This is a genomic window from Fictibacillus sp. NRS-1165 (assembly GCF_050468105.1).
Lineage (GTDB): Bacteria > Bacillota > Bacilli > Bacillales > Fictibacillaceae > Fictibacillus_C > Fictibacillus_C terrinigri.
Window position 1 is genome coordinate 57,929 of sequence record NZ_JBDPNU010000046.1, and the last position, 17,305, is coordinate 75,233.

Annotated in this window: 24 protein-coding genes and 1 pseudogene; 23 read left to right on the forward strand and 2 right to left on the reverse strand. The window is 43.9% G+C overall.

Annotated elements, in window-relative coordinates:
• Nucleotides 1-193 precede the first annotated feature (193 nt).
• The 4 genes from ABHN01_RS19875 (at nt 194) to ABHN01_RS19890 (ending at nt 3,357) form a co-directional block, all read left to right on the forward strand.
• On the forward strand, nt 194-952 hold the full coding sequence (locus ABHN01_RS19875) for a transporter substrate-binding domain-containing protein (RefSeq protein ID WP_429876955.1): 759 nt from the start codon (nt 194-196) through the stop codon (nt 950-952).
• Between the two features lie 59 nt (nt 953-1,011).
• Nucleotides 1,012-1,656, forward strand: a complete 645-nt coding sequence (locus tag ABHN01_RS19880; protein WP_290400170.1) for an amino acid ABC transporter permease — start codon at nt 1,012-1,014, stop codon at nt 1,654-1,656.
• Nucleotides 1,653-2,381: an amino acid ABC transporter ATP-binding protein gene (locus ABHN01_RS19885; protein ID WP_290400169.1), complete on the forward strand. Its 729-nt coding sequence runs from the start codon at nt 1,653-1,655 to the stop codon at nt 2,379-2,381. Before ABHN01_RS19880 ends, ABHN01_RS19885 begins: the two co-directional genes overlap by 4 nt.
• 286 nt (nt 2,382-2,667) lie before the next feature.
• Complete coding sequence (locus ABHN01_RS19890) at nt 2,668-3,357, forward strand: N-acetylmuramoyl-L-alanine amidase (RefSeq protein ID WP_429876956.1); 690 nt, start codon at nt 2,668-2,670, stop codon at nt 3,355-3,357.
• 41 nt (nt 3,358-3,398) lie between these two features.
• Here ABHN01_RS19890 and ABHN01_RS19895 read toward each other — a convergent pair whose 3' ends face one another.
• Nucleotides 3,399-4,601 carry a PLP-dependent aminotransferase family protein gene (locus ABHN01_RS19895; RefSeq protein ID WP_429876957.1) on the reverse strand — a complete coding sequence of 401 codons (1,203 nt, stop codon included), beginning with the start codon at nt 4,599-4,601 and terminating at the stop codon, nt 3,399-3,401.
• Between the two features lie 199 nt (nt 4,602-4,800).
• Here ABHN01_RS19895 and ABHN01_RS19900 point away from each other — a divergent pair, with 199 nt between their 5' ends.
• The 9 genes from ABHN01_RS19900 (at nt 4,801) to ABHN01_RS19940 (ending at nt 9,846) form a co-directional block, all read left to right on the forward strand.
• On the forward strand, nt 4,801-5,370 hold the full coding sequence (locus tag ABHN01_RS19900) for an alpha/beta hydrolase (RefSeq protein WP_429876958.1): 570 nt from the start codon (nt 4,801-4,803) through the stop codon (nt 5,368-5,370).
• Nucleotides 5,357-5,560, forward strand: coding sequence for an alpha/beta hydrolase (locus ABHN01_RS19905; RefSeq protein ID WP_429876959.1), 204 nt, complete (start codon nt 5,357-5,359; stop codon nt 5,558-5,560). Before ABHN01_RS19900 ends, ABHN01_RS19905 begins: the two co-directional genes overlap by 14 nt.
• A 161-nt stretch (nt 5,561-5,721) precedes the next feature.
• The gene (locus tag ABHN01_RS19910; protein ID WP_429876960.1) at nt 5,722-6,726 is read left to right on the forward strand and encodes a hypothetical protein; all 1,005 of its coding nucleotides are present in this window, start codon (nt 5,722-5,724) and stop codon (nt 6,724-6,726) included.
• Nucleotides 6,727-6,749: 23 nt separating this feature from the next.
• A complete protein-coding gene (locus ABHN01_RS19915) occupies nt 6,750-7,310 on the forward strand; it encodes a hypothetical protein (protein WP_429876961.1) in 561 nt (186 codons plus the stop codon).
• A gap of 491 nt (nt 7,311-7,801) precedes the next feature.
• Entirely contained in the window at nt 7,802-8,548 is a 747-nt protein-coding gene (locus ABHN01_RS19920; RefSeq protein ID WP_429876962.1) for a type II toxin-antitoxin system SpoIISA family toxin, read from the forward strand.
• Entirely contained in the window at nt 8,545-8,736 is a 192-nt protein-coding gene (locus tag ABHN01_RS19925; RefSeq protein ID WP_290400162.1) for a hypothetical protein, read from the forward strand. The genes ABHN01_RS19920 and ABHN01_RS19925 overlap by 4 nt, the downstream gene beginning before the upstream one ends.
• Before the next feature lie 94 nt (nt 8,737-8,830).
• Nucleotides 8,831-8,980 carry a hypothetical protein gene (locus ABHN01_RS19930; RefSeq protein ID WP_429876963.1) on the forward strand — a complete coding sequence of 50 codons (150 nt, stop codon included), beginning with the start codon at nt 8,831-8,833 and terminating at the stop codon, nt 8,978-8,980.
• Between the two features lie 60 nt (nt 8,981-9,040).
• Complete coding sequence (locus ABHN01_RS19935) at nt 9,041-9,640, forward strand: dienelactone hydrolase family protein (protein WP_429876964.1); 600 nt, start codon at nt 9,041-9,043, stop codon at nt 9,638-9,640.
• Nucleotides 9,640-9,846, forward strand: a complete 207-nt coding sequence (locus tag ABHN01_RS19940; RefSeq protein WP_429876965.1) for a DNA-binding protein — start codon at nt 9,640-9,642, stop codon at nt 9,844-9,846. Before ABHN01_RS19935 ends, ABHN01_RS19940 begins: the two co-directional genes overlap by 1 nt.
• A gap of 258 nt (nt 9,847-10,104) precedes the next feature.
• Here ABHN01_RS19940 and ABHN01_RS19945 read toward each other — a convergent pair.
• Nucleotides 10,105-10,379, reverse strand: a pseudogene (locus tag ABHN01_RS19945) (chromate transporter); the annotation flags it as partial.
• Nucleotides 10,380-10,448: 69 nt separating this feature from the next.
• Between ABHN01_RS19945 and ABHN01_RS19950 the strand changes: the two are divergent.
• The 10 genes from ABHN01_RS19950 to ABHN01_RS19995 all read left to right on the forward strand — a co-directional run bounded on the left by ABHN01_RS19950 (nt 10,449) and on the right by ABHN01_RS19995 (nt 17,277).
• Nucleotides 10,449-11,744 carry an alkaline phosphatase gene (locus ABHN01_RS19950; protein WP_429876966.1) on the forward strand — a complete coding sequence of 432 codons (1,296 nt, stop codon included), beginning with the start codon at nt 10,449-10,451 and terminating at the stop codon, nt 11,742-11,744.
• A 115-nt stretch (nt 11,745-11,859) separates the two neighbouring features.
• The gene (locus ABHN01_RS19955; protein WP_429876967.1) at nt 11,860-12,414 is read left to right on the forward strand and encodes a TVP38/TMEM64 family protein; all 555 of its coding nucleotides are present in this window, start codon (nt 11,860-11,862) and stop codon (nt 12,412-12,414) included.
• A gap of 272 nt (nt 12,415-12,686) precedes the next feature.
• A complete protein-coding gene (locus tag ABHN01_RS19960; RefSeq protein WP_429876968.1) occupies nt 12,687-13,136 on the forward strand; it encodes a peptidoglycan-binding domain-containing protein in 450 nt (149 codons plus the stop codon).
• A gap of 143 nt (nt 13,137-13,279) precedes the next feature.
• Complete coding sequence (locus tag ABHN01_RS19965) at nt 13,280-13,759, forward strand: AraC family transcriptional regulator (protein ID WP_429876969.1); 480 nt, start codon at nt 13,280-13,282, stop codon at nt 13,757-13,759.
• A gap of 12 nt (nt 13,760-13,771) precedes the next feature.
• Nucleotides 13,772-14,131, forward strand: a complete 360-nt coding sequence (locus tag ABHN01_RS19970; RefSeq protein ID WP_429876970.1) for a VOC family protein — start codon at nt 13,772-13,774, stop codon at nt 14,129-14,131.
• Between the two features lie 196 nt (nt 14,132-14,327).
• Entirely contained in the window at nt 14,328-14,810 is a 483-nt protein-coding gene (locus tag ABHN01_RS19975) for a DinB family protein (RefSeq protein WP_429876971.1), read from the forward strand.
• Nucleotides 14,811-14,938: 128 nt separating this feature from the next.
• Nucleotides 14,939-15,364, forward strand: coding sequence for a DMT family transporter (locus ABHN01_RS19980; protein ID WP_429876972.1), 426 nt, complete (start codon nt 14,939-14,941; stop codon nt 15,362-15,364).
• A gap of 25 nt (nt 15,365-15,389) precedes the next feature.
• Entirely contained in the window at nt 15,390-16,088 is a 699-nt protein-coding gene (locus tag ABHN01_RS19985; RefSeq protein ID WP_429876973.1) for a Crp/Fnr family transcriptional regulator, read from the forward strand.
• Nucleotides 16,089-16,108: 20 nt separating this feature from the next.
• Nucleotides 16,109-16,576 carry a DMT family transporter gene (locus tag ABHN01_RS19990; RefSeq protein WP_290400154.1) on the forward strand — a complete coding sequence of 156 codons (468 nt, stop codon included), beginning with the start codon at nt 16,109-16,111 and terminating at the stop codon, nt 16,574-16,576.
• A complete protein-coding gene (locus ABHN01_RS19995) occupies nt 16,573-17,277 on the forward strand; it encodes a YjjG family noncanonical pyrimidine nucleotidase (RefSeq protein ID WP_429876974.1) in 705 nt (234 codons plus the stop codon). The genes ABHN01_RS19990 and ABHN01_RS19995 overlap by 4 nt, the downstream gene beginning before the upstream one ends.
• The last annotated feature ends 28 nt before the right edge of the window (nt 17,278-17,305 follow it).

The following is a 17,305-nucleotide window of genomic DNA, read 5'->3' on the forward strand; positions in this document are numbered from 1 at the left end:
ACTAATTAAAAATCGGTCTCTGGGACTGATTTACACGACAAGATGTGTAAAGTCAGCTCAGCGGCCTTTTTTTGTCTCTAGATCTGATACCAGAATCTGGTCAGCTCCTTCTGCAAATATTTATCATTATTTTCTCTATATTTGTGGTATTCTAAAAGTCGGGATTTATTTTACATAATAGGGGAGGATTACGATGAAAAAACTAAGTGTAGTCGGTCTGGTCTTGATCCTGTCACTGCTGTTAGCGGCATGTGGCGGAGGTAAAGAAGACGCCAAAAACAAGGTGTATAAAGTTGGGGTTGATACCACCTACCCTCCGTTTGAGTTTGAAGAAAACGGTAAACAAAAAGGGATCGATATTGATTTGATCACTGAGATCGCTAAGAAAGAAGGCTTTAAAATCAAATTGGAGCCGATGGATTTTAAAGGGATTATCCCTGCCCTTCAAGCCAATGAGCTTGACATTGCGATTGCGGGTATGAGCATTACGGAAGAAAGAAAAAAAGTGGTGGATTTCTCAGATCCTTACTTTAAGGCCGGACTTACTCTTGTCGTAGCTAAGAACAATAATAACATTACAACCCCGGATGATCTGAAAGGAAAAACCATTGCGGTTAAAAAAGGAACAACCGGTGCCAAGTTTGCCGAAGACCTGGCGAAAAAGAAAAATGCTAAGGTTGTTCAATTCAATGACAGCCCTTCCATGTTCCAGGAAGTTGCCAATGGCAATGCCGATGTGCTGATTGAAGATTATCCGGTTGTAGCCTATGCGATTGCACAGAAGGATCTTGGCCTAAAGATTGTAGGCGACCGCTTAAATGGTGACCAATACGGTATTGCCGTACTGAAAGGCGAGAACGAAGAAGTGCTGAAAAAGATCAACAAAGGTCTTAAAGATTTAAAGAAAAGCGGCAAATACGACGAAATCGTCAAAAAATATTTAAAAGAATAGTAGGTTAGTCCAATACGACGCGCTTTTAGCGCGCCGTATTTTTGAAAGGAGAAAATGTTATGGATGCAATTAGTAAAGCAATGCCTTATTTGCTGGAAGGGCTTCAAGTTACTGTCTATATATTTATCGCATCACTTATTTTAGGGTTGATCATCGGCCTGATCATGGCGCTGCTTCGTCTTTCGCCGGTTAAACCATTGAATTGGATCGCTAAAATTTACATTGATGCCATCCGGGGTACACCCATTCTGGTGCAATTGTTTTTTATCTATTTTGGGCTTAACTCTTTCGAATGGATTTCCATGGACAAGACAACAGCAGGAATTGTAACGGTTGGCCTTAATGCTGGCGCGTACTTTGCTGAAATTATCCGGGCCGGTATTCAATCCATCGATAAAGGGCAAACCGAAGCGGCTCGCTCTCTCGGGTTAACGGGATCTCAGAACATGCGTTTCATCGTTTTGCCGCAGGCGGTCAGAAGAATGCTGCCGACCTTTACAAACCAAGCCATTATTAGCTTAAAGGATACTTCCCTGTTATCGATCATTGGAATTGCCGATCTGACACAGCAAGGCGAAGTTGCCACATCGGCTACCTTTGAGGCTTTTAAAATCTGGTTTGTTGTTGGCGTCATCTACTTTATATTAATCTATCTTCTTTCCCTGCTGGCGAACTTCCTCGAGAGGAGATTTGAATTAAGATGAGCATCATCCAAGTGAGCAATCTAAAGAAATCTTTCGGAACGTTAGAAGTTTTAAAAGATATCAATGCAGAAATTCAAGAAAAAGAAGTAGTTTGTGTGATTGGTCCTTCAGGATCAGGAAAGAGTACGTTCCTCCGCTGCCTTAATAAATTGGAGGATATTACGGACGGACAAGTCATCATCAGAGGCCAGGACATTACGGATCCGAAAATTAATATTAATAAAGTAAGACAGGATATCGGAATGGTGTTTCAAAGCTTTAACCTTTTTCCGCACATGACGGTCCTTGAGAATGTAACACTTGCACCTATTAAAGTACGTTCGGTGTCCAAGGCGGTTTCGAATGAAAAAGGTATGGAGCTGCTGGCAAAGGTCGGACTAAAAGAAAAAGCAAACAGCTATCCAGGCGAATTGTCAGGCGGTCAGAAACAGCGTGTGGCGATTGCGAGGGCGCTTGCGATGAACCCAAAAATCATGCTGTTTGATGAGCCGACGTCTGCTCTCGATCCCGAAATGGTAGGGGAAGTATTAGAAGTCATGAAACAATTAGCCCAAGAAGGGATGACCATGGTCGTGGTGACACACGAAATGGGTTTTGCCCGCGAGGTGGGCGACCGTGTGTTATTCATGGACGGCGGCTATATAGTTGAAGAGAACGTGCCAAGTGAATTGTTTGGAAACCCTCAGCATGACAGAACCAAATCCTTTTTAAGCAAAGTGTTATAACGATAGGAAGCTCCAAATAAAAGAACCCTGTTTAAAGTTTAAACAGGGTTCTTTTTGTATAAAAAAATAATAAGACAATGAATTTACACTATCCTATAAGTATGTCCAAGTTTTAGAGATTACTTGAAGCTATTTGAATTTTTTGAACCAGAAGCGTCTTTTATTTAGAGCCGTTTTGTAAATCAAGAGGGTGTACCAGCCCAAACCTTTACTAGATTTTTACATAGAATAATAGTGAGAATGAGATTAGTCTTTTCTCAAGTTACTAGCGGGGAGTGTTTGGTAGATGGTTAAAATCTTTATTGACCCTGGGCATGGCGGCAGTGATACAGGAGCCGTCGGCAATGGCCTTCAGGAGAAGAATCTCACCCTGCAGATTGCTACACGGATCAAAAATATTCTGTTGGTTGAATATAATAATGTGGAAGTGAAGATGAGCCGAACGAGTGATGAATTCGTCTCGTTAGATGAAAGAACCGATGCAGCCAACAACTGGGATGCCGATTATTTTCTAGCCATTCATATCAATGCAGGCGGCGGGACAGGCTTTGAAAGTTATATTTATCCCGGCACAAGTGCACCAACCACAACTTACCGCACTAACATTCACGATGCCGTCATCGACTTAGTGGATTTCAGGGACCGCGGTAAGAAAACGGCAGATTTTCATGTGCTCCGGGAATCGAACATGCCGGCGGTGCTGACAGAAAATGGCTTTATCGATACGCCAGCAGATGCCACAAAATTAAAATCCAGTTCTTTTATTAGCAGCATTGCACGTGCTCATGTGAATGGGATCGTGAAAAGCTTCAGACTTACCAAAAAGCCAACAGCGGTATATCATACCGTCATCAAAGGGGATACTGTTTATTCCTTGAGCAAGACCTATAGCACCTCAGTAACCAAAATCAAGCAATGGAACAACCTGGACAGTGACTACACGATCTATGTAGGACAAAGCCTGCGGGTGAAATAACACAAAAGGAACCTGGTATAGACACCGGGTTCCTTTTCATCTTATGAATAAACAACATCCTTCTCCAGCGATTCTTTAAACAGGCCAGTCATTACCGAGATTCCGCTCTCGATCTGTTCAATCGTCGGATGGCTAAAGTTTAGTCGCAATGTATTCGCTTTTGGCAAGGTGGCGAAGAACGGTTCGCCAGGTACATACGCAACACCTCGGGAGACTGCTTCCGGCAGAAGAAGCGTCGTATTTACATGTTCGTCGAGCTCAACCCAGAAGAACATGCCGCCCTTTGGTTTCGTAATTTTCAATCCTGGAAGGTTGGCTTCTTCCAAACAGCGGTACATGACGTTCATCCGTGTCTCATATTCGGCGATCAGGCGGTTGATATGGCCATCCATATCAAATCCTGTACAGAAATGATAGAGGGCCTGCTGAGACAGAGAGTTGGAATGAAGATCATTTGCCTGTTTGGCCTGCGACATCATGCGGATAATTTGGAACGGCCCGGCGACCCAGCCCGTACGAAGCGCGGGTACGGCCGTTTTGGAAAAGGTGCTCGTGTACAGGACACAGGTTCCATCGTCCAATGCAGCAAGCGGAGTGTATGTTTCCTCGCGGTTGAACTGAAGGTCGCCGTACGGATCGTCTTCCAGGACAACGATGTTATGCTTATGTGCCGCATGAAGCAGCTGTTTTCTGCGTTCGAGAGACCAGACCTTTCCAGCAGGGTTGGAGAAGGTAGGAACGACGTATATGCATTTTGGGTTGTATTCCTTGATTTTATGGGCCAAGTCTTCAGGAATCATGCCGTCCTCATCCGAAGCGACACCAATGACACGTGCTTCATAGGATTTAAACACTTGAAGGGCCGCTAGATACGTAGGGTCTTCCGTCAGGATGACGTCCCCTGGATTCAGCATGACACGGGAAAACAAGTCGATGACCTGCTGCGAACCGGTCGTGAGCATCACGTCCTTGGTGGTGTAGTTCTTGATCCCTTTTCGAGCCATTCGCTCAATGATCACTTCACGAAGCGGCAGGTATCCTTCCGTTTCCATATATTGGAGTGCGTGTCTTCCAGATGCAAACACTTTGGCAAAGGCTTCTTCAATGCCTTCCAATGGAAACAGCTGATCATCCGGCAGGCCGCCGGCAAATGAAATGACGCCTTCCTGGTTTACAACTTTTAAAATATCTCTCACGGCAGAGGATTGTAATGAATAAATACGGTTGGCAAATGAGTACTTCAACAGTGACACCTCAGTTTAAAGTTTTAAAGAACATTTTACTCTTTCTAATTTGAAAGTCAATGGAATTTCATGAATTCCTATAAAATTATGTGAGAATTTTCAAATAATTACTAATTAAGTGCTCAGTTCATGAATTATTCTACTGGTTTGTGATGTGATAGAGTAAAATCAGGAGAGAAAAGAATCGGAGGATACAGTTATGAAAATGGTACCAGCAAAATCGTTTACCTTTCGAGGGGGCAGCCGGGCTGTCCTGCTGCTGCATGGATTTACAGGAAACACCGTGGATGTAAGGGAGCTTGGCCGTTTCTTGAACAAGAAAGGCTACAGCTGCCATGGCCCGTTGTATGAAGGCCATGGAGAAACCCCTGAAACATTGGTCACGACTCGGGCCAGCCAGTGGTGGGAGAATGTCGTTGACGGATATCGCTTTCTGCAAAAGCAAGGTCATGAAGAGATTGCCGTTGTCGGCCTCTCCCTTGGCGGCGTGTTTGCGCTGCAGATGGCGTACACTTTTCCGGTAAAAGGGCTCGTTTCCATGTGTGCGCCAGTTAAGCCGAAAAGCGAAGAAGACTTGAGGAAGCACGTCAGCCTTTTTACGAGAAGATATAAAACGATCCTGAGAACTCCAGCCGAACAGATTGAAGAAGAGTGGTTGAGCTTGCAGCCGAGCTCATCAGAAATGGTGAGAACCGTACAAGGTGTGATTGAGGAAGCAGGGAACCACATTCAGGAGATCACGTGTCCGGCACTCCTTGCAAGCGGGTAAGGATCATCCCGTCAACCTGGAAAGTGCGGACCTTCTTTATGATAGGATCTCGTCTGATCATAAATCGCTCATCTGGTATGAAAACTCTCCGCATCTTGTGACGAGAGGACCTGAAAAAGAAAGGCTGCATGAAGACGTGTATCGATTTTTGGAAGAATTGGAGTGGGAAGAAGAATGTAAGGGAAGCTGATAAGAAATTGTCAGCTTCCTTTTTTATAATTGTTAGAAAATTATCAGAAAATAGTAAATAAAAACAATAATTCGAACGAATTCCTTTTATGTACAAAATTTCTAAAAAGGGGGGCAGGCACGTTTTGCTGCTTTTAAATCAAATAAGAAGAGGGGATTGTGATGAACAAGCAAGTGGGGTTACGTGGCCAGTACATGGGTAAAGTATTCGTTTTAATAGCAATGGTTGTGATGCTTGGTTTTGGATATATACTGCCAGTCAATAATGTAAGCGCTTCCACACCGCCGCCGGCAGCGCAAAGCTATTATATGGATACAGTTGATACCGTGACGCTTTATGATATGGGATACCAAAAAGGCCTCGCGGATTATAAGAAAGCAGGAACTCAGAACAGTATGGTTATTCTCGATTTCGGTGGACAGTCCTCGCCAACGAGTTTATCTCTTTTCGGGATGCCCGATGCTTCATTGACTCAAGTGGCGGCAGCCGTTGAAGCATACTCCCGCGGGTATTGGAAAGGCACAGCGAGTGATTCACTATCCACGGTTCATATCATTGTCGGAACGAACAACTCCTATACCGTAACATATGAAGGAGGCCAGAACTTTGCCAATATGATCGATGATATTAACAGCCATAATAACATGAATTCTTATTCTGATCAGGTTGAAGTAGATGGCGGCAACGATATGGAACCGGGGTACGATCCTGCATCGACTACCATTGAGTGGGTGAACGGCTATGATTCTGTTAACAGCTATTCACTCTATAATTATGGTTCTGCGGACGGATGCTATCATACCAACTTGAACTCAGGCACGATTAATTATTCGTGCAATAACGGCTGGACCTACAAAGATATTCAATATATTTCCTGGGGAGCATCCCCTGCATGGCCGCTTCCGGAAGTTTATGATAACAGCGGCGACATGGCCGAACAGTGGCAGAATATTGCCAAATATTCTGCCGTCACTGCTGCTAAACCAATGCGATTCAGTGCTTCTTTAACCCAATATGCTGCATGTACGAATACAGGTTGCCATTCGGAGCTCGATAACACGCCAAGCCAGGGCTGGAGCCAGCTTTACAACGAACTATACAGTGATTCAAAAACAAAGTCTGCAACCAATTATCCAATACTATCAACCGATATCCGTTGGCATTAATTCCAATAGAGGGGTGAAAAGACATGAAAAAAATTGCAATTTTACTTATAACGACAGCTGTTTTGTTTGGAGCAGGAGTTGCTTTTTACCATGTGTCTGCTTCTGGCACTTATGATAGTCTTCCAAAAGAAAAAAGAGAGATTATGGAGCGGAAAGCTCAGAACAAAGATAAAGCACGCAATGACAGCGTCTCCAAGAAAGATGGAGTAAACGGGCCGCTTGTTGTTCAGCATGATCGTGCGGTGACAGCTCAAATTCTGACGCATGTAGAAGACCCGGTAAACGACCATAAAGCTAAATTCAAAAATGGCTGGGTCAGCCCGATCAAGAATGGAGAAATGGGAGGTAAAAACGTGACGGTCGAAGCCGGCGCATTGATCAATGATCCCGAGCAAGGCTATGTCTTCGTCAGATCGGAAGGTGACAAACGCAAGTATATGGGAGAAAAAGAATACAAGACCCCAAGCAAACATGGCGAAGTCAGAATTATTGATGCCAAAGAATTTATATTAACACTTCAGGCAAAAGACGGAAAAAAATGGTCATTTGATGTTCCCACCGGAACATTTAAAGATATAGAATAGAACCATACTGGAGCTCTGGATGGCCCATCTGGAGCTCTTTTCCATAAGGCTTTTTCGGAGGGAAAACAATGGAGATTGCATTGAAAGAACATATTTAGGTTTGCCGGTGATGAATGTGTCTCACTTTGAAATTCATAGGCTTTCTGATCAGGTGGTACAGGCATAATATGAATTGAATGATGAAACCAATGGGCTGAAAAGTTTAAGAAGTTCTCTTGGAGGAAAGCAAAAGGGACCTGGCAGATGTTTTTTCATCAGGGGACATTAAGGAAGGGGTAGCTGTTTGACGTTAAGGTCGTGTGGAGTTATCCGACTCAGTAAGGTTCAATTATCTTGAGTTTGTTCAATTGTTTAGAATTAGAATCAATGATTTCGAATCTGATGCAATTCTTCTTCCGGTCCAGTGATCAATCCCATGGCACCAGGAAGGAATTCTCACACCCCAAATGGAATGGTATGTAAGACAGCTTGGAATTGGAGGGGAAGAGACTTTGATTTGGTTCTTTCGAATAATTGTCTGGCTGATTTTCCTTGGTATCGGAGCCTATCTTATTTATTACTGGAATGATGAAGATAAAGCTGAAAAGAAATTGGATGCCATCCGGAAGCTTTGGTATGTCATCTACATATTCGGTGCCCTGATCTATTGGACAGGAAAGCCTCAAAGCATTTTTACAAATTGGGATAACTATTTAGTCGTTCTCGTGGTGTTCATCCTGATCGACGCCTTCATCTTCCTGAGTTTGTACCTGAAAAAAATCGGGAATAATGAACTAGCACGAATCACGCGATCAGTGGAGAACAATCAGATGCTGTTGGACGATCTGCGGGCGAAAGTAAATAATGCGCTGTATATCTTGAAAACGGAAGGGATCACTGCGTATTATGGAAATAAGGAAAATTATTTATATGGACTGAAACTCGTTCTTCAGTCGTATGTAGAAAAGGAAGGCCATAGCTTTACTATATTGCCTTTTGAAACCCCGCAAGAGAAGAACGAAGCACTGGCCGCTTATACGAATGCGAGCCTGATCCAATCCACGTTATCAAGAGCTGAAGCATACTATAATCAGGAAGACAACTTTGCGTTTTATCCTTTTAATATTGAAGATGAGATTTATGTGATAAAAATCTCTTCAACCGCAAAAGTAAGTGATGTCGATGGATCCTTAATCGGAATCCTTTTGGCTACTTACGATATTCTTGTACAAGCACTGGAAAGGAGTGATGATGAATGACAAGCGGACTCGATCTTATGGGGAGCCAGCCGGTATCTCTGAAGAACAGCGAGCGAAGAGGGATTACTTTTAAGCCGAGAATTCAGTTTCCGAAAGTTGGCATCAGCCATCACACCATGCAGGTCATGGAAGAGAACGAACGAATCATCCAAAAGGGAACCAGACGGGGCACTTTTAAACGAAAATAGCAAAGACAGCGGGCCTATCCGCTGTCTTTTTTTGTATGCTGAAAGGTTTGCTGCATATACTAAAGCAAACATTCCGTGGCGTTGGAGGGAGTTTGTGAAAAGTAAACGATTTGTCTCACGGATTCAAGGACCTAAGCCGACCTTGTCTCATTATGAAAAAGCCTTGCAGGAAGAAAACTACTCGATCCTGTCTTTCTTAAAGAGTTTGAGAAAAAAACGGTGGACGTTCTTTGCCGGAAAATAATACATTAACTAGAGAGGGTAAACCCTTTCTTTTTTATGTTTTTTTCGGGAGGTTGAATATGTGCTAATCATACAGAATCAAACGGATATATTAATCATCGTTGTTCACGAAATTTATGGGTTAAACCAGCACATGATAGAAGTTTGTGAATGCTTCTCTCAGCAGGAGTTTGATGTCATCTCGCCGAATCTATTGGGGCGGGAAACCCCTTTTCATTATAGTGAGGAGAATCTTGCTTATGAGCATTTTATGAAAAACGTCGGTTTTGCGAAGGCTTCCTTTGAAATCAAAGAACTCATTAAGGAAAGTAAACGCCACTATAGAAAGATCTTTATTATCGGATTTAGTGTAGGGGCTACCGTCGCCTGGTTATGCAGTGAAGAAAAGGGAGTGGACGGTATTGCTGGTTTTTACGGTTCACGTATTCGAAACTATACAGAAATCTCTCCACAGTGCCCAGTTTTGTTATTTTTTCCGGAAGAGGAGAAATCCTTCGCTGTGGACGAGCTGATCACAGTGCTGAAGAAAAAAGAAGCTGAAATCTATAAATTTGACGGAAAGCATGGATTTAGCGATTGTTATGGACCAAATTTTAACGAAGAATCAGCACATCATGCCTTTTATCATCTCGATCGATTTCTTAAAAAGGAGCGAGTATAGTGGCTCAAAATATTGAAAGTCATTTTCCATTTAAAATGTCGAAGCCGGCACAGCGCGCGCTTGCTGGAGCAGGTATAACAGGGCTTGAACAATTGACGGATCTTACTGAAGCTGAAGTGTCAAAACTTCATGGTATGGGTCCGAAAACGATGGAACAATTGAGAGTAGCCCTCGCTGAAAAAGGACTCTCGTTTGCTAAAAAATAAATGCGGATACAAACAGCAGAACTTAACGATATTCCACATGTCATCCAACTTATGCCTGTCTCCAAAACTGCGATCCTGCCCAAATACCAAGGACAAAACATAGGCTCCTTTATCTCGGTTTGCCTGTTCTTTAGCCATAGACCGCTGTATATGGACTGCTGGGCTGGAAATGACAAGCTCAGAGGCTTTTATCGAGTTCGGGTTTTAGAGTATGTTGATTTTCCCGAGGAAGATTATTTCATCAGAATCTTTAAATCCTCATGAAGCATAAGACAGTAAGGTTCCTCCCACAATCCCTAAGACAACGATCATCCACGGTGGCAGCTTCCAATACATACGCAAACTGAAAAGCAATCCGGCCAAAGCGAAGTCGATCGGCGCCAAAATGGAACCCGTCCAAATGGGTAGGTAAAAAGCCGAGATTAAAATACCCACCACCGAAGCGTTCGCACCCATGAAGGCTCCTTTTACGTTCGGGTTGTGCGTAATGCATTTCAAAAAGGAAGGGTGCCAGAAACGAGCAGGAAAGCGGCCACGGCTTTACAATTCGTTAACAAAACTTCTTTTTATCATTACATAACCTTTATTGCCCCTTTACATCTATGTCCTACAATGGAGGCACATCAGAGAAAAGGGGAGTGGAAGTATTGAAAAAGAAGACAATCGCTGCTGCAACACTTTCATTAGCACTGATTACATCTTTTGGGATCAATCACATGGCGGATGCAAAAGAAAAAAGAAGCGCATCCCCGAATAAAGCGAAAAATGTCATCATGTTTGTTGGAGACGGTATGGGTGCTTCTCACAGGGAAGCCATCCGTTTAGCTGCTGAAGGTATGAATGGTGAGCTCGCGATGAGCAAAATGCCGTATTCAGGAAATGTTCATACACATTCAACATCCGTGGTCACTGATTCTGCAGCGGCAGGAACGGCTATGGCAACAGGAGTCAAAACTTTTAACGGAGCAATTGGAGTAGATGAAAATAAAAAACCAGTAAAATCTGTGCTGGAATTGGCCAGTGAGGCTGGGAAGTCAACAGGACTTGTGACTACCAGTCAAATTACTGATGCTACCCCTGCTTCCTTAGGCGCACATGTAGCCGATCGTAAAAAGCAAAGTGACATTGCCAAACAATACCTGGAAAACAGCAAGGTCGATGTCCTTCTTGGCGGTGGTGAAGATTACTGGTACCCTAAAGGCGAGGAAGGGGAATTTCAGGATCACCCGGCAAAAGACAATGAGGAAGCCAGCCAAGGAACACAAGGAAATCTGGTTGAAAAGGCAGAAAAACTTGGTTATGACTATGTGACAAATCAAGAAGAACTTGAAGGCTCGAAAAGCCATCGATTGCTTGGTCTTTTTGCCAACGAAGAAATGTTCGAACAAAATCCAGAAGGTGAAGGCGACCTCTACGATCCCGTCGTACCGTTGCCTGACATGACGAAAAAAGCGATCGATACACTTTCTCAAAATCAAAAAGGATTCTTCCTTATGGTTGAAGAGGAAGGAACGGATGAAATGTCTCATGAAAACAATGGCAAGCTGATGATGAAAGCTGGCGAGCAACTGGACAAATCTGTACAAATCGCACAAGAGTATGCGAAAGAGCATCCTGATACCCTTGTACTCGTTGCGGCTGACCATGAATGCGGCGGCTTATCCATTGAAGAAGTGGACCCGCAGGATGAAAGTGGCGACCATACGTCCAAGGAGGACGGTCCATATACGGCTGCTCACTCTAATCAAAAATTCACACTTGACTGGACTACTCAAGAACATGGCGGTCAATCAGTACCGCTGACCGCTCAAGGGCCTGGGGCAGAAAAACTGGAAGGTACGTACGAGAACACTAACATCTTTAAGGCGATGAGAGACGCGATGGGTCTTAATAAATAGATAAAAGCATGGTAAAAACGCCCAGAGCCTTCTGGGCGTTTTTTATTCGATTTGATTGACTCGATGAGATGGTATTTATATACTTTTTGTAAACTCAAAATAGGGACGAATCGATATGCAATTAAAGGATTTCATGATCGAGTTGCTTACCGCCTCCGATCATATTGCATTTATGGTAAGTATAGCGGTTAATATTTTTGTCAGTGTTTTGGGTGTCGTTCCCAGTGTGTTTGTAACAGCTGCTAACCTTGCCGTGTTCGGACTCTGGGAAGGGATGGCTGTATCATTTATCGGTGAAGCGTTCGGAGCCATTATCTCGTTCCTCCTGTATAGAAAAGGATTCCGAAGATTGGCTGATCGAAAAGGATTTTCTCATCCGAAAGTAAAACAATTACTGAAAGCTGAAGGAAAAGAATCGTTCTTGTTGATTCTGGCTCTTAGAATTCTCCCGTTTGTCCCGTCAGGCCTTGTCACGTTCATCGCCGCCATTGGAAAGACCTCTCTTCTTATATTTGTGGCTGCCAGTTCCATTGGTAAAGTACCGGCCCTATTGATTGAAGGATATTCGGTTTATCAGGTCATTCATTGGACGTGGGAAGGCAAGCTGTTTACAGCCATCATTTCCTGCATTCTCGTCGGACTGGTGTGGAAAAGGCTTAAAACACGGTAAGGCTCATGTTGGGAAAATACCTAAAAAACACCAGGAGTCGGGTTTTCTGGTGTTTTTTAGTCCTTTATATGCATTTTTATTTTATCGGTTGCTTGGTACAAGAATTCGGGTATAAAGTGATGTTGTTGTATTTTTTCCAAATCCTTGTAAGGAGGCAAAAGTGTATGAGCATGAAAAAATCGTAGATCTGTTTTTCAGCAGCAGGATTTCTTGCACTGCAAGCTTTACTCCCAGCCGCGGCGAACGCTAGTTCCGAGGTGAAATCAGAAAAAATGAGCGTGGCAGATCCTTATCCCGGACACGTCATTAAATACGGGGACCGTGGATCGGATGTTAGAAAAGTACAAACACAGCTAAACAAGAATCGGATACCGATTACGGTGGATGGAATCTTTGGCAAGGTGACTCTTCAGAAAGTGAAGCAGTTTCAATACTATCGCTACTTAAAGACGGATGGTCTTGTAGGTCCTTCCACATGGCATGCTCTATATCACACGCCAGTGCCTTATCCTGGACACGTCATTAAGCTGGGTGACCGAGGCCAGGATGTAACGAGGATTCAGGCACACTTAAATGATGCGGGGGGTTCCATTAAAATTGATGGCATCTTTGGACCGAAAACAGAAGTGAGAGTAAAAGGATTTCAACAAAAGCATCACCTTACAGTGGATGGGGTCGTTGGCCGGGAAACATGGGAAGTGTTATTTAATTACGAGGAATAGAATAAAAAAAATGAGGCATCGGGAGAACTCATCCTGGTGTCTTTTTTTGTTGGGGAAATCATAGCCTCATAGTAGGGAGGAAGGGATTGAGGTGGCTCTGGCGAAAATTTAATGAGGACTATAACAGTTAAGGGGAATGGATGATGAAAGTAGCGGTAAAAGGATTGCAGGAAGTTGAAGTTGCGTATTTCAGACGAATCGGCTCATATTTTGAGCTTCCGGAGCATTGGGAGAAATTGTTTCAATGGGCGATCGGCAATGAGTTGGTTCCCCCAACGCCGCAGTTTATCGGAATCTCTTTTGATAATCCCGCGCTCGTTGAAGCGCAGGAATGCCGTCACGATGCCTGTGTGACCATTCCAGTCGATTTTCAAAAGGAACAGCATCCTGAGGTTTCATTTAAGACATTGGATGGCGGATCGTATGAGGTGTATTCCTTTTATGATACAGCGGATAAGCTGAATCCTGCTTATCAGTTCATATATGCTGAATGGCTGCCAGCCAATATGTATGAGCCTGATTTTACTCGTCATAATTTGGAATTTAACCTGAATAATCCTGCAGAGGATCCGGAAGGGAGATGCAAGGTCGATCTGTTCGTTCCCATCAAAAAATGCGGGTGAGGAAGGTGGAGCATGAAGCTTAACCATTTGAATCTTTGTGTGAATGATTTAGCTGATGCACAGCATTTTTTTGAAGAATTTTTTGGCTTTCATACAACAATGGATAATAGCCACGTAATCAGAGTGCTGGATGACGGGGAGGGATTTATTCTTGTACTTAGCTGTACGGGAGAAGACCCTCCGAAATATCCACATGGTTTTCATGTAGGATTTTATGTGGACACGAACGAAAAAGTGGATGAAATCTACGGACAGCTAAAAGCCGCGGATATTTCTGTTGGCAATCATCCAAGAGTGATCCGGGGCGGGTATACCTTTTATTTCCATGCACTGAACGACATTTTGTTTGAAGTGACATGTTCTAGCAGTTGAGTTAAAAAGGAGTAGTGTCTTGTATATTCCTAAGTGCATGTAACGTGCTGTGTTTGGCATGTAAATTGGGAAAAGCCGCACGTAAACTGTAAAAAGTGGACTGTGATCGACAAAAAGTGGACAGTAATCGACAGAAACTGGACGGTAAGAGGGATTGCTGGCTCATTGAGTTCCGTCTGGATAAGGAGGCAGAGTCATGAAGACGTTGTTTCATTACAACTGGCAAGTCAGGGAAGATTGGTACAAATGGTGTGAGGATGTTCCACAGGATGAGCTGCTTAAGGCACGCATTGGAGGAGTGGGAGGGATCTTACATACCCTTTTTCATATCATTGATGTGGAGTGGAGCTGGATTCGGGGGATGCAGGAGAAACCGGATTTTCAGGAGAGCTTTGATGGTTACCGGTCACTTGAAAAGGTGCGTAAACTGGATGCTGAATTTAAGCCTGAAGTAGAAAACTTTCTACTAGCCTGGAACGATGGCATGGAAGACCGAATCCTTCAGGATACGCGGCCGGACGGAACCAAAGTCATGTTCACCCATGGAGAAATCATGCGTCACGTGATCGCCCATGAAATCCATCACATCGGGCAGCTGTCTGTTTGGGCGCGGGAAATAGGGAAAAAGCCGGTTAGTGCCAACCTCATTAATCGGGGACTTAGCATGAAAATAAAATAGCAGGTGGGGAGCTGTTAACCGAAAACAGCTCTTTTTTTGTTTTTTACCATTGCCGGGACATATGTCCTTCCCCTTTTCCATTGATATCCCTGATAATAAAGCTGTATATCAGATAGGGGAGAGATAGGATGAAGGGAATACTTTTTGCATTGTTTGGCGGTATTTTTATTACTCTGCAAGGGGTGGCCAATTCGCGGATCAGCCAGGATATCGGCACATGGCAAGCGGCAACCATCACCCAGATGACAGGATTTATCCTGGCGGTCGTTTTGATGGTCTCATTCCGTGACCGGACATGGCAAAATTTCAAGCGTGTGAAACCGCTGTATTTGTTCGGAGGAACTTTTGCTGCGGTTGTTATCTTCAGTAATGTGACAGCCATCCACAAGGTCGGCGTGACGCTGACCATCTCCGCGCTGTTGATCGCGCAGCTGAGTGTAGCGTTTCTGACGGACACCTGCGGCTGGTTCGGCGTCACGAAACAGCGAATGAGGCTGCCTCAGTTTATCGGTATTGGTATGATGGTAGCAGGTGTGCTCATATTAAGCATGTGATATTTACCGGCTGGAGGTTAGTTGGATGAAAGAAATAAAGAATCGTGAGCAGCTGAATTCTTTTATGCGTGCATATAAGATCGACTGTCTGTTTAATCCGCAATTGATGCCGCATTTGAAGCTTTATCAATTCAACCGTGGTGAAAACATTTGTTCACAGGGAGAACCGTCGGAATATCTCTACGTTCTTGTAAAAGGAAAAGTAAAAGTGTTTACGACCTCTCCAGAGGGTAAAACACTCATCCTATCGTTTAAGACACCGCTTGAACTGATTGGGGATATTGAATACGTAAGGGGAACGGATACCGTGAACACCGTCGAGGCGGTATCCCCTGTCACGATGATCGGGGTTCATCAGCGCTGGCTGAAAAAATATGCAAGTGAAGATTCGGCTTTCCTGCAATTTTTGCTGAAGATCATTACAGATAAATTTTATGTGAAGTCCAATTCTTTGCGGTTTAATCTGCTGTATCCTGTCGAAGTCAGATTGGCCAGCTACCTGCTGTCGGTCTCTTTTGATGAATCCAATTCCTTGTTAACTGGACAGCACAGTGCAGGAAGCCTTAAGGATGCCGCGAACCTGATCGGAACGAGCTACAGGCATATGAACCGGGTGATCCAGCAATTTTGCAATGAAGGTCTGGTTGAACGGAACAGTAAAGGGATTTTGGTTAAAGACCGGGAAGGCTTGAGAAGACTGGCGAATGATAATATTTATGAATAAAGAAAGCGGGAGAGAAGGGTATGCTTTTAGGGATCATCTTTGCATTGATTGCAGGCTCACTCGTTGGCCTGCAAAATATCTTCAACAGTAAAGTCAATGAACATGCCGGATCATGGGCGACCAATGTTTTAGTTTTGGGGCTCGGGTTCTTAGCATCATTTACACTTGGCCTTCTTTTTGAAGGGAAGCAATTATTCCGTCTGCATCATATGCAAACCTGGTATTGGTTCAGCGGGGTGATCGGTGTGGGCGTGGTTACCTGTGTTGTACAGGGGCTGAAACGGCTCAGTCCAACGATAGCCATTTCGATTGTTCTCGCCTCACAGCTTGGTTTTGCCCTTTTTTTAGACTCTATAGGTGCGATGGGTTTGAAACCTGTACCTTTCACTTTGAAGGAGCTGCTTGGTGTACTCATCATCATTGGCGGCATCCTCGTATTTAAATTCAGCGGACAGCAAGAGTCACAGCAATCGGAGAAAGCCTCATGAAAAAATACAAAACCTTGTTATTTGATGTCGATAATACCCTGTTAGATTTTGACGCTGCTGAAAGTGCGGCCCTTCGCTTGTTATGTGAAAACCAAAGGATTTCGTTTACGACTGAGCTTGAAACACGTTATAAAAAAATCAACAAGGGCCTATGGAGAGCGTTTGAGGAAGGAAAGCTGGACCGTGATGAGCTTCTGAACACGCGTTTTTCTATGTTATTCAAAGAGTATGGCCATGAGGCGGACGGAGTTGTCCTGGAAGGAATCTATCGTGAGTTTTTAAGTGAGGGAAACCAGCTGATCGAAGGGGCTTTGGAGCTGGCTGCTTCACTTCAGGATCACTTTGATCTGTATATCGTTACGAACGGAGTTTCCAGGACACAGGAGAAACGCCTGAGAGGTTCTGGCTTGCACCCCCTGTTTAAGGGAATCTTTGTTTCCGAGGATACGGGTTATCAAAAACCAATGAAGGAATACTTCGATTATGTTTTCGCGCGGATCTCGAATTTTTCTTTAGAACATGGACTCATCATCGGTGATTCACTGAACGCGGACATGAAAGGCGGCCAAATGGCCGGGCTCGACACTTGCTGGTATAATCCAAACAAAAATCGGAATTCAACCGATACGAAGCCTGCCTATGAAATCCAAAGGCTTGATGAGCTGTATTCTATTTTGGGCATAAAAAAACACGTTGTGTGAACAACGTGTCAGAACGTCGACAAACCCC

Coding starts and splice junctions, on each gene's coding strand:
- ABHN01_RS19875 (WP_429876955.1), top strand. CDS start 194: ATGAAAAAACTAAGTGTAGTCGGTCTGGTCTTGATCCTGTCACTGCTG.
- ABHN01_RS19880 (WP_290400170.1), top strand. CDS start 1,012: ATGGATGCAATTAGTAAAGCAATGCCTTATTTGCTGGAAGGGCTTCAA.
- ABHN01_RS19885 (WP_290400169.1), top strand. CDS start 1,653: ATGAGCATCATCCAAGTGAGCAATCTAAAGAAATCTTTCGGAACGTTA.
- ABHN01_RS19890 (WP_429876956.1), top strand. CDS start 2,668: ATGGTTAAAATCTTTATTGACCCTGGGCATGGCGGCAGTGATACAGGA.
- ABHN01_RS19900 (WP_429876958.1), top strand. CDS start 4,801: ATGAAAATGGTACCAGCAAAATCGTTTACCTTTCGAGGGGGCAGCCGG.
- ABHN01_RS19910 (WP_429876960.1), top strand. CDS start 5,722: ATGAACAAGCAAGTGGGGTTACGTGGCCAGTACATGGGTAAAGTATTC.
- ABHN01_RS19915 (WP_429876961.1), top strand. CDS start 6,750: ATGAAAAAAATTGCAATTTTACTTATAACGACAGCTGTTTTGTTTGGA.
- ABHN01_RS19925 (WP_290400162.1), top strand. CDS start 8,545: ATGACAAGCGGACTCGATCTTATGGGGAGCCAGCCGGTATCTCTGAAG.
- ABHN01_RS19950 (WP_429876966.1), top strand. CDS start 10,449: ATGTCCTACAATGGAGGCACATCAGAGAAAAGGGGAGTGGAAGTATTG.
- ABHN01_RS19955 (WP_429876967.1), top strand. CDS start 11,860: ATGCAATTAAAGGATTTCATGATCGAGTTGCTTACCGCCTCCGATCAT.
- ABHN01_RS19960 (WP_429876968.1), top strand. CDS start 12,687: ATGAGCGTGGCAGATCCTTATCCCGGACACGTCATTAAATACGGGGAC.
- ABHN01_RS19965 (WP_429876969.1), top strand. CDS start 13,280: ATGAAAGTAGCGGTAAAAGGATTGCAGGAAGTTGAAGTTGCGTATTTC.
- ABHN01_RS19970 (WP_429876970.1), top strand. CDS start 13,772: ATGAAGCTTAACCATTTGAATCTTTGTGTGAATGATTTAGCTGATGCA.
- ABHN01_RS19975 (WP_429876971.1), top strand. CDS start 14,328: ATGAAGACGTTGTTTCATTACAACTGGCAAGTCAGGGAAGATTGGTAC.
- ABHN01_RS19980 (WP_429876972.1), top strand. CDS start 14,939: ATGAAGGGAATACTTTTTGCATTGTTTGGCGGTATTTTTATTACTCTG.
- ABHN01_RS19985 (WP_429876973.1), top strand. CDS start 15,390: ATGAAAGAAATAAAGAATCGTGAGCAGCTGAATTCTTTTATGCGTGCA.
- ABHN01_RS19990 (WP_290400154.1), top strand. CDS start 16,109: ATGCTTTTAGGGATCATCTTTGCATTGATTGCAGGCTCACTCGTTGGC.
- ABHN01_RS19995 (WP_429876974.1), top strand. CDS start 16,573: ATGAAAAAATACAAAACCTTGTTATTTGATGTCGATAATACCCTGTTA.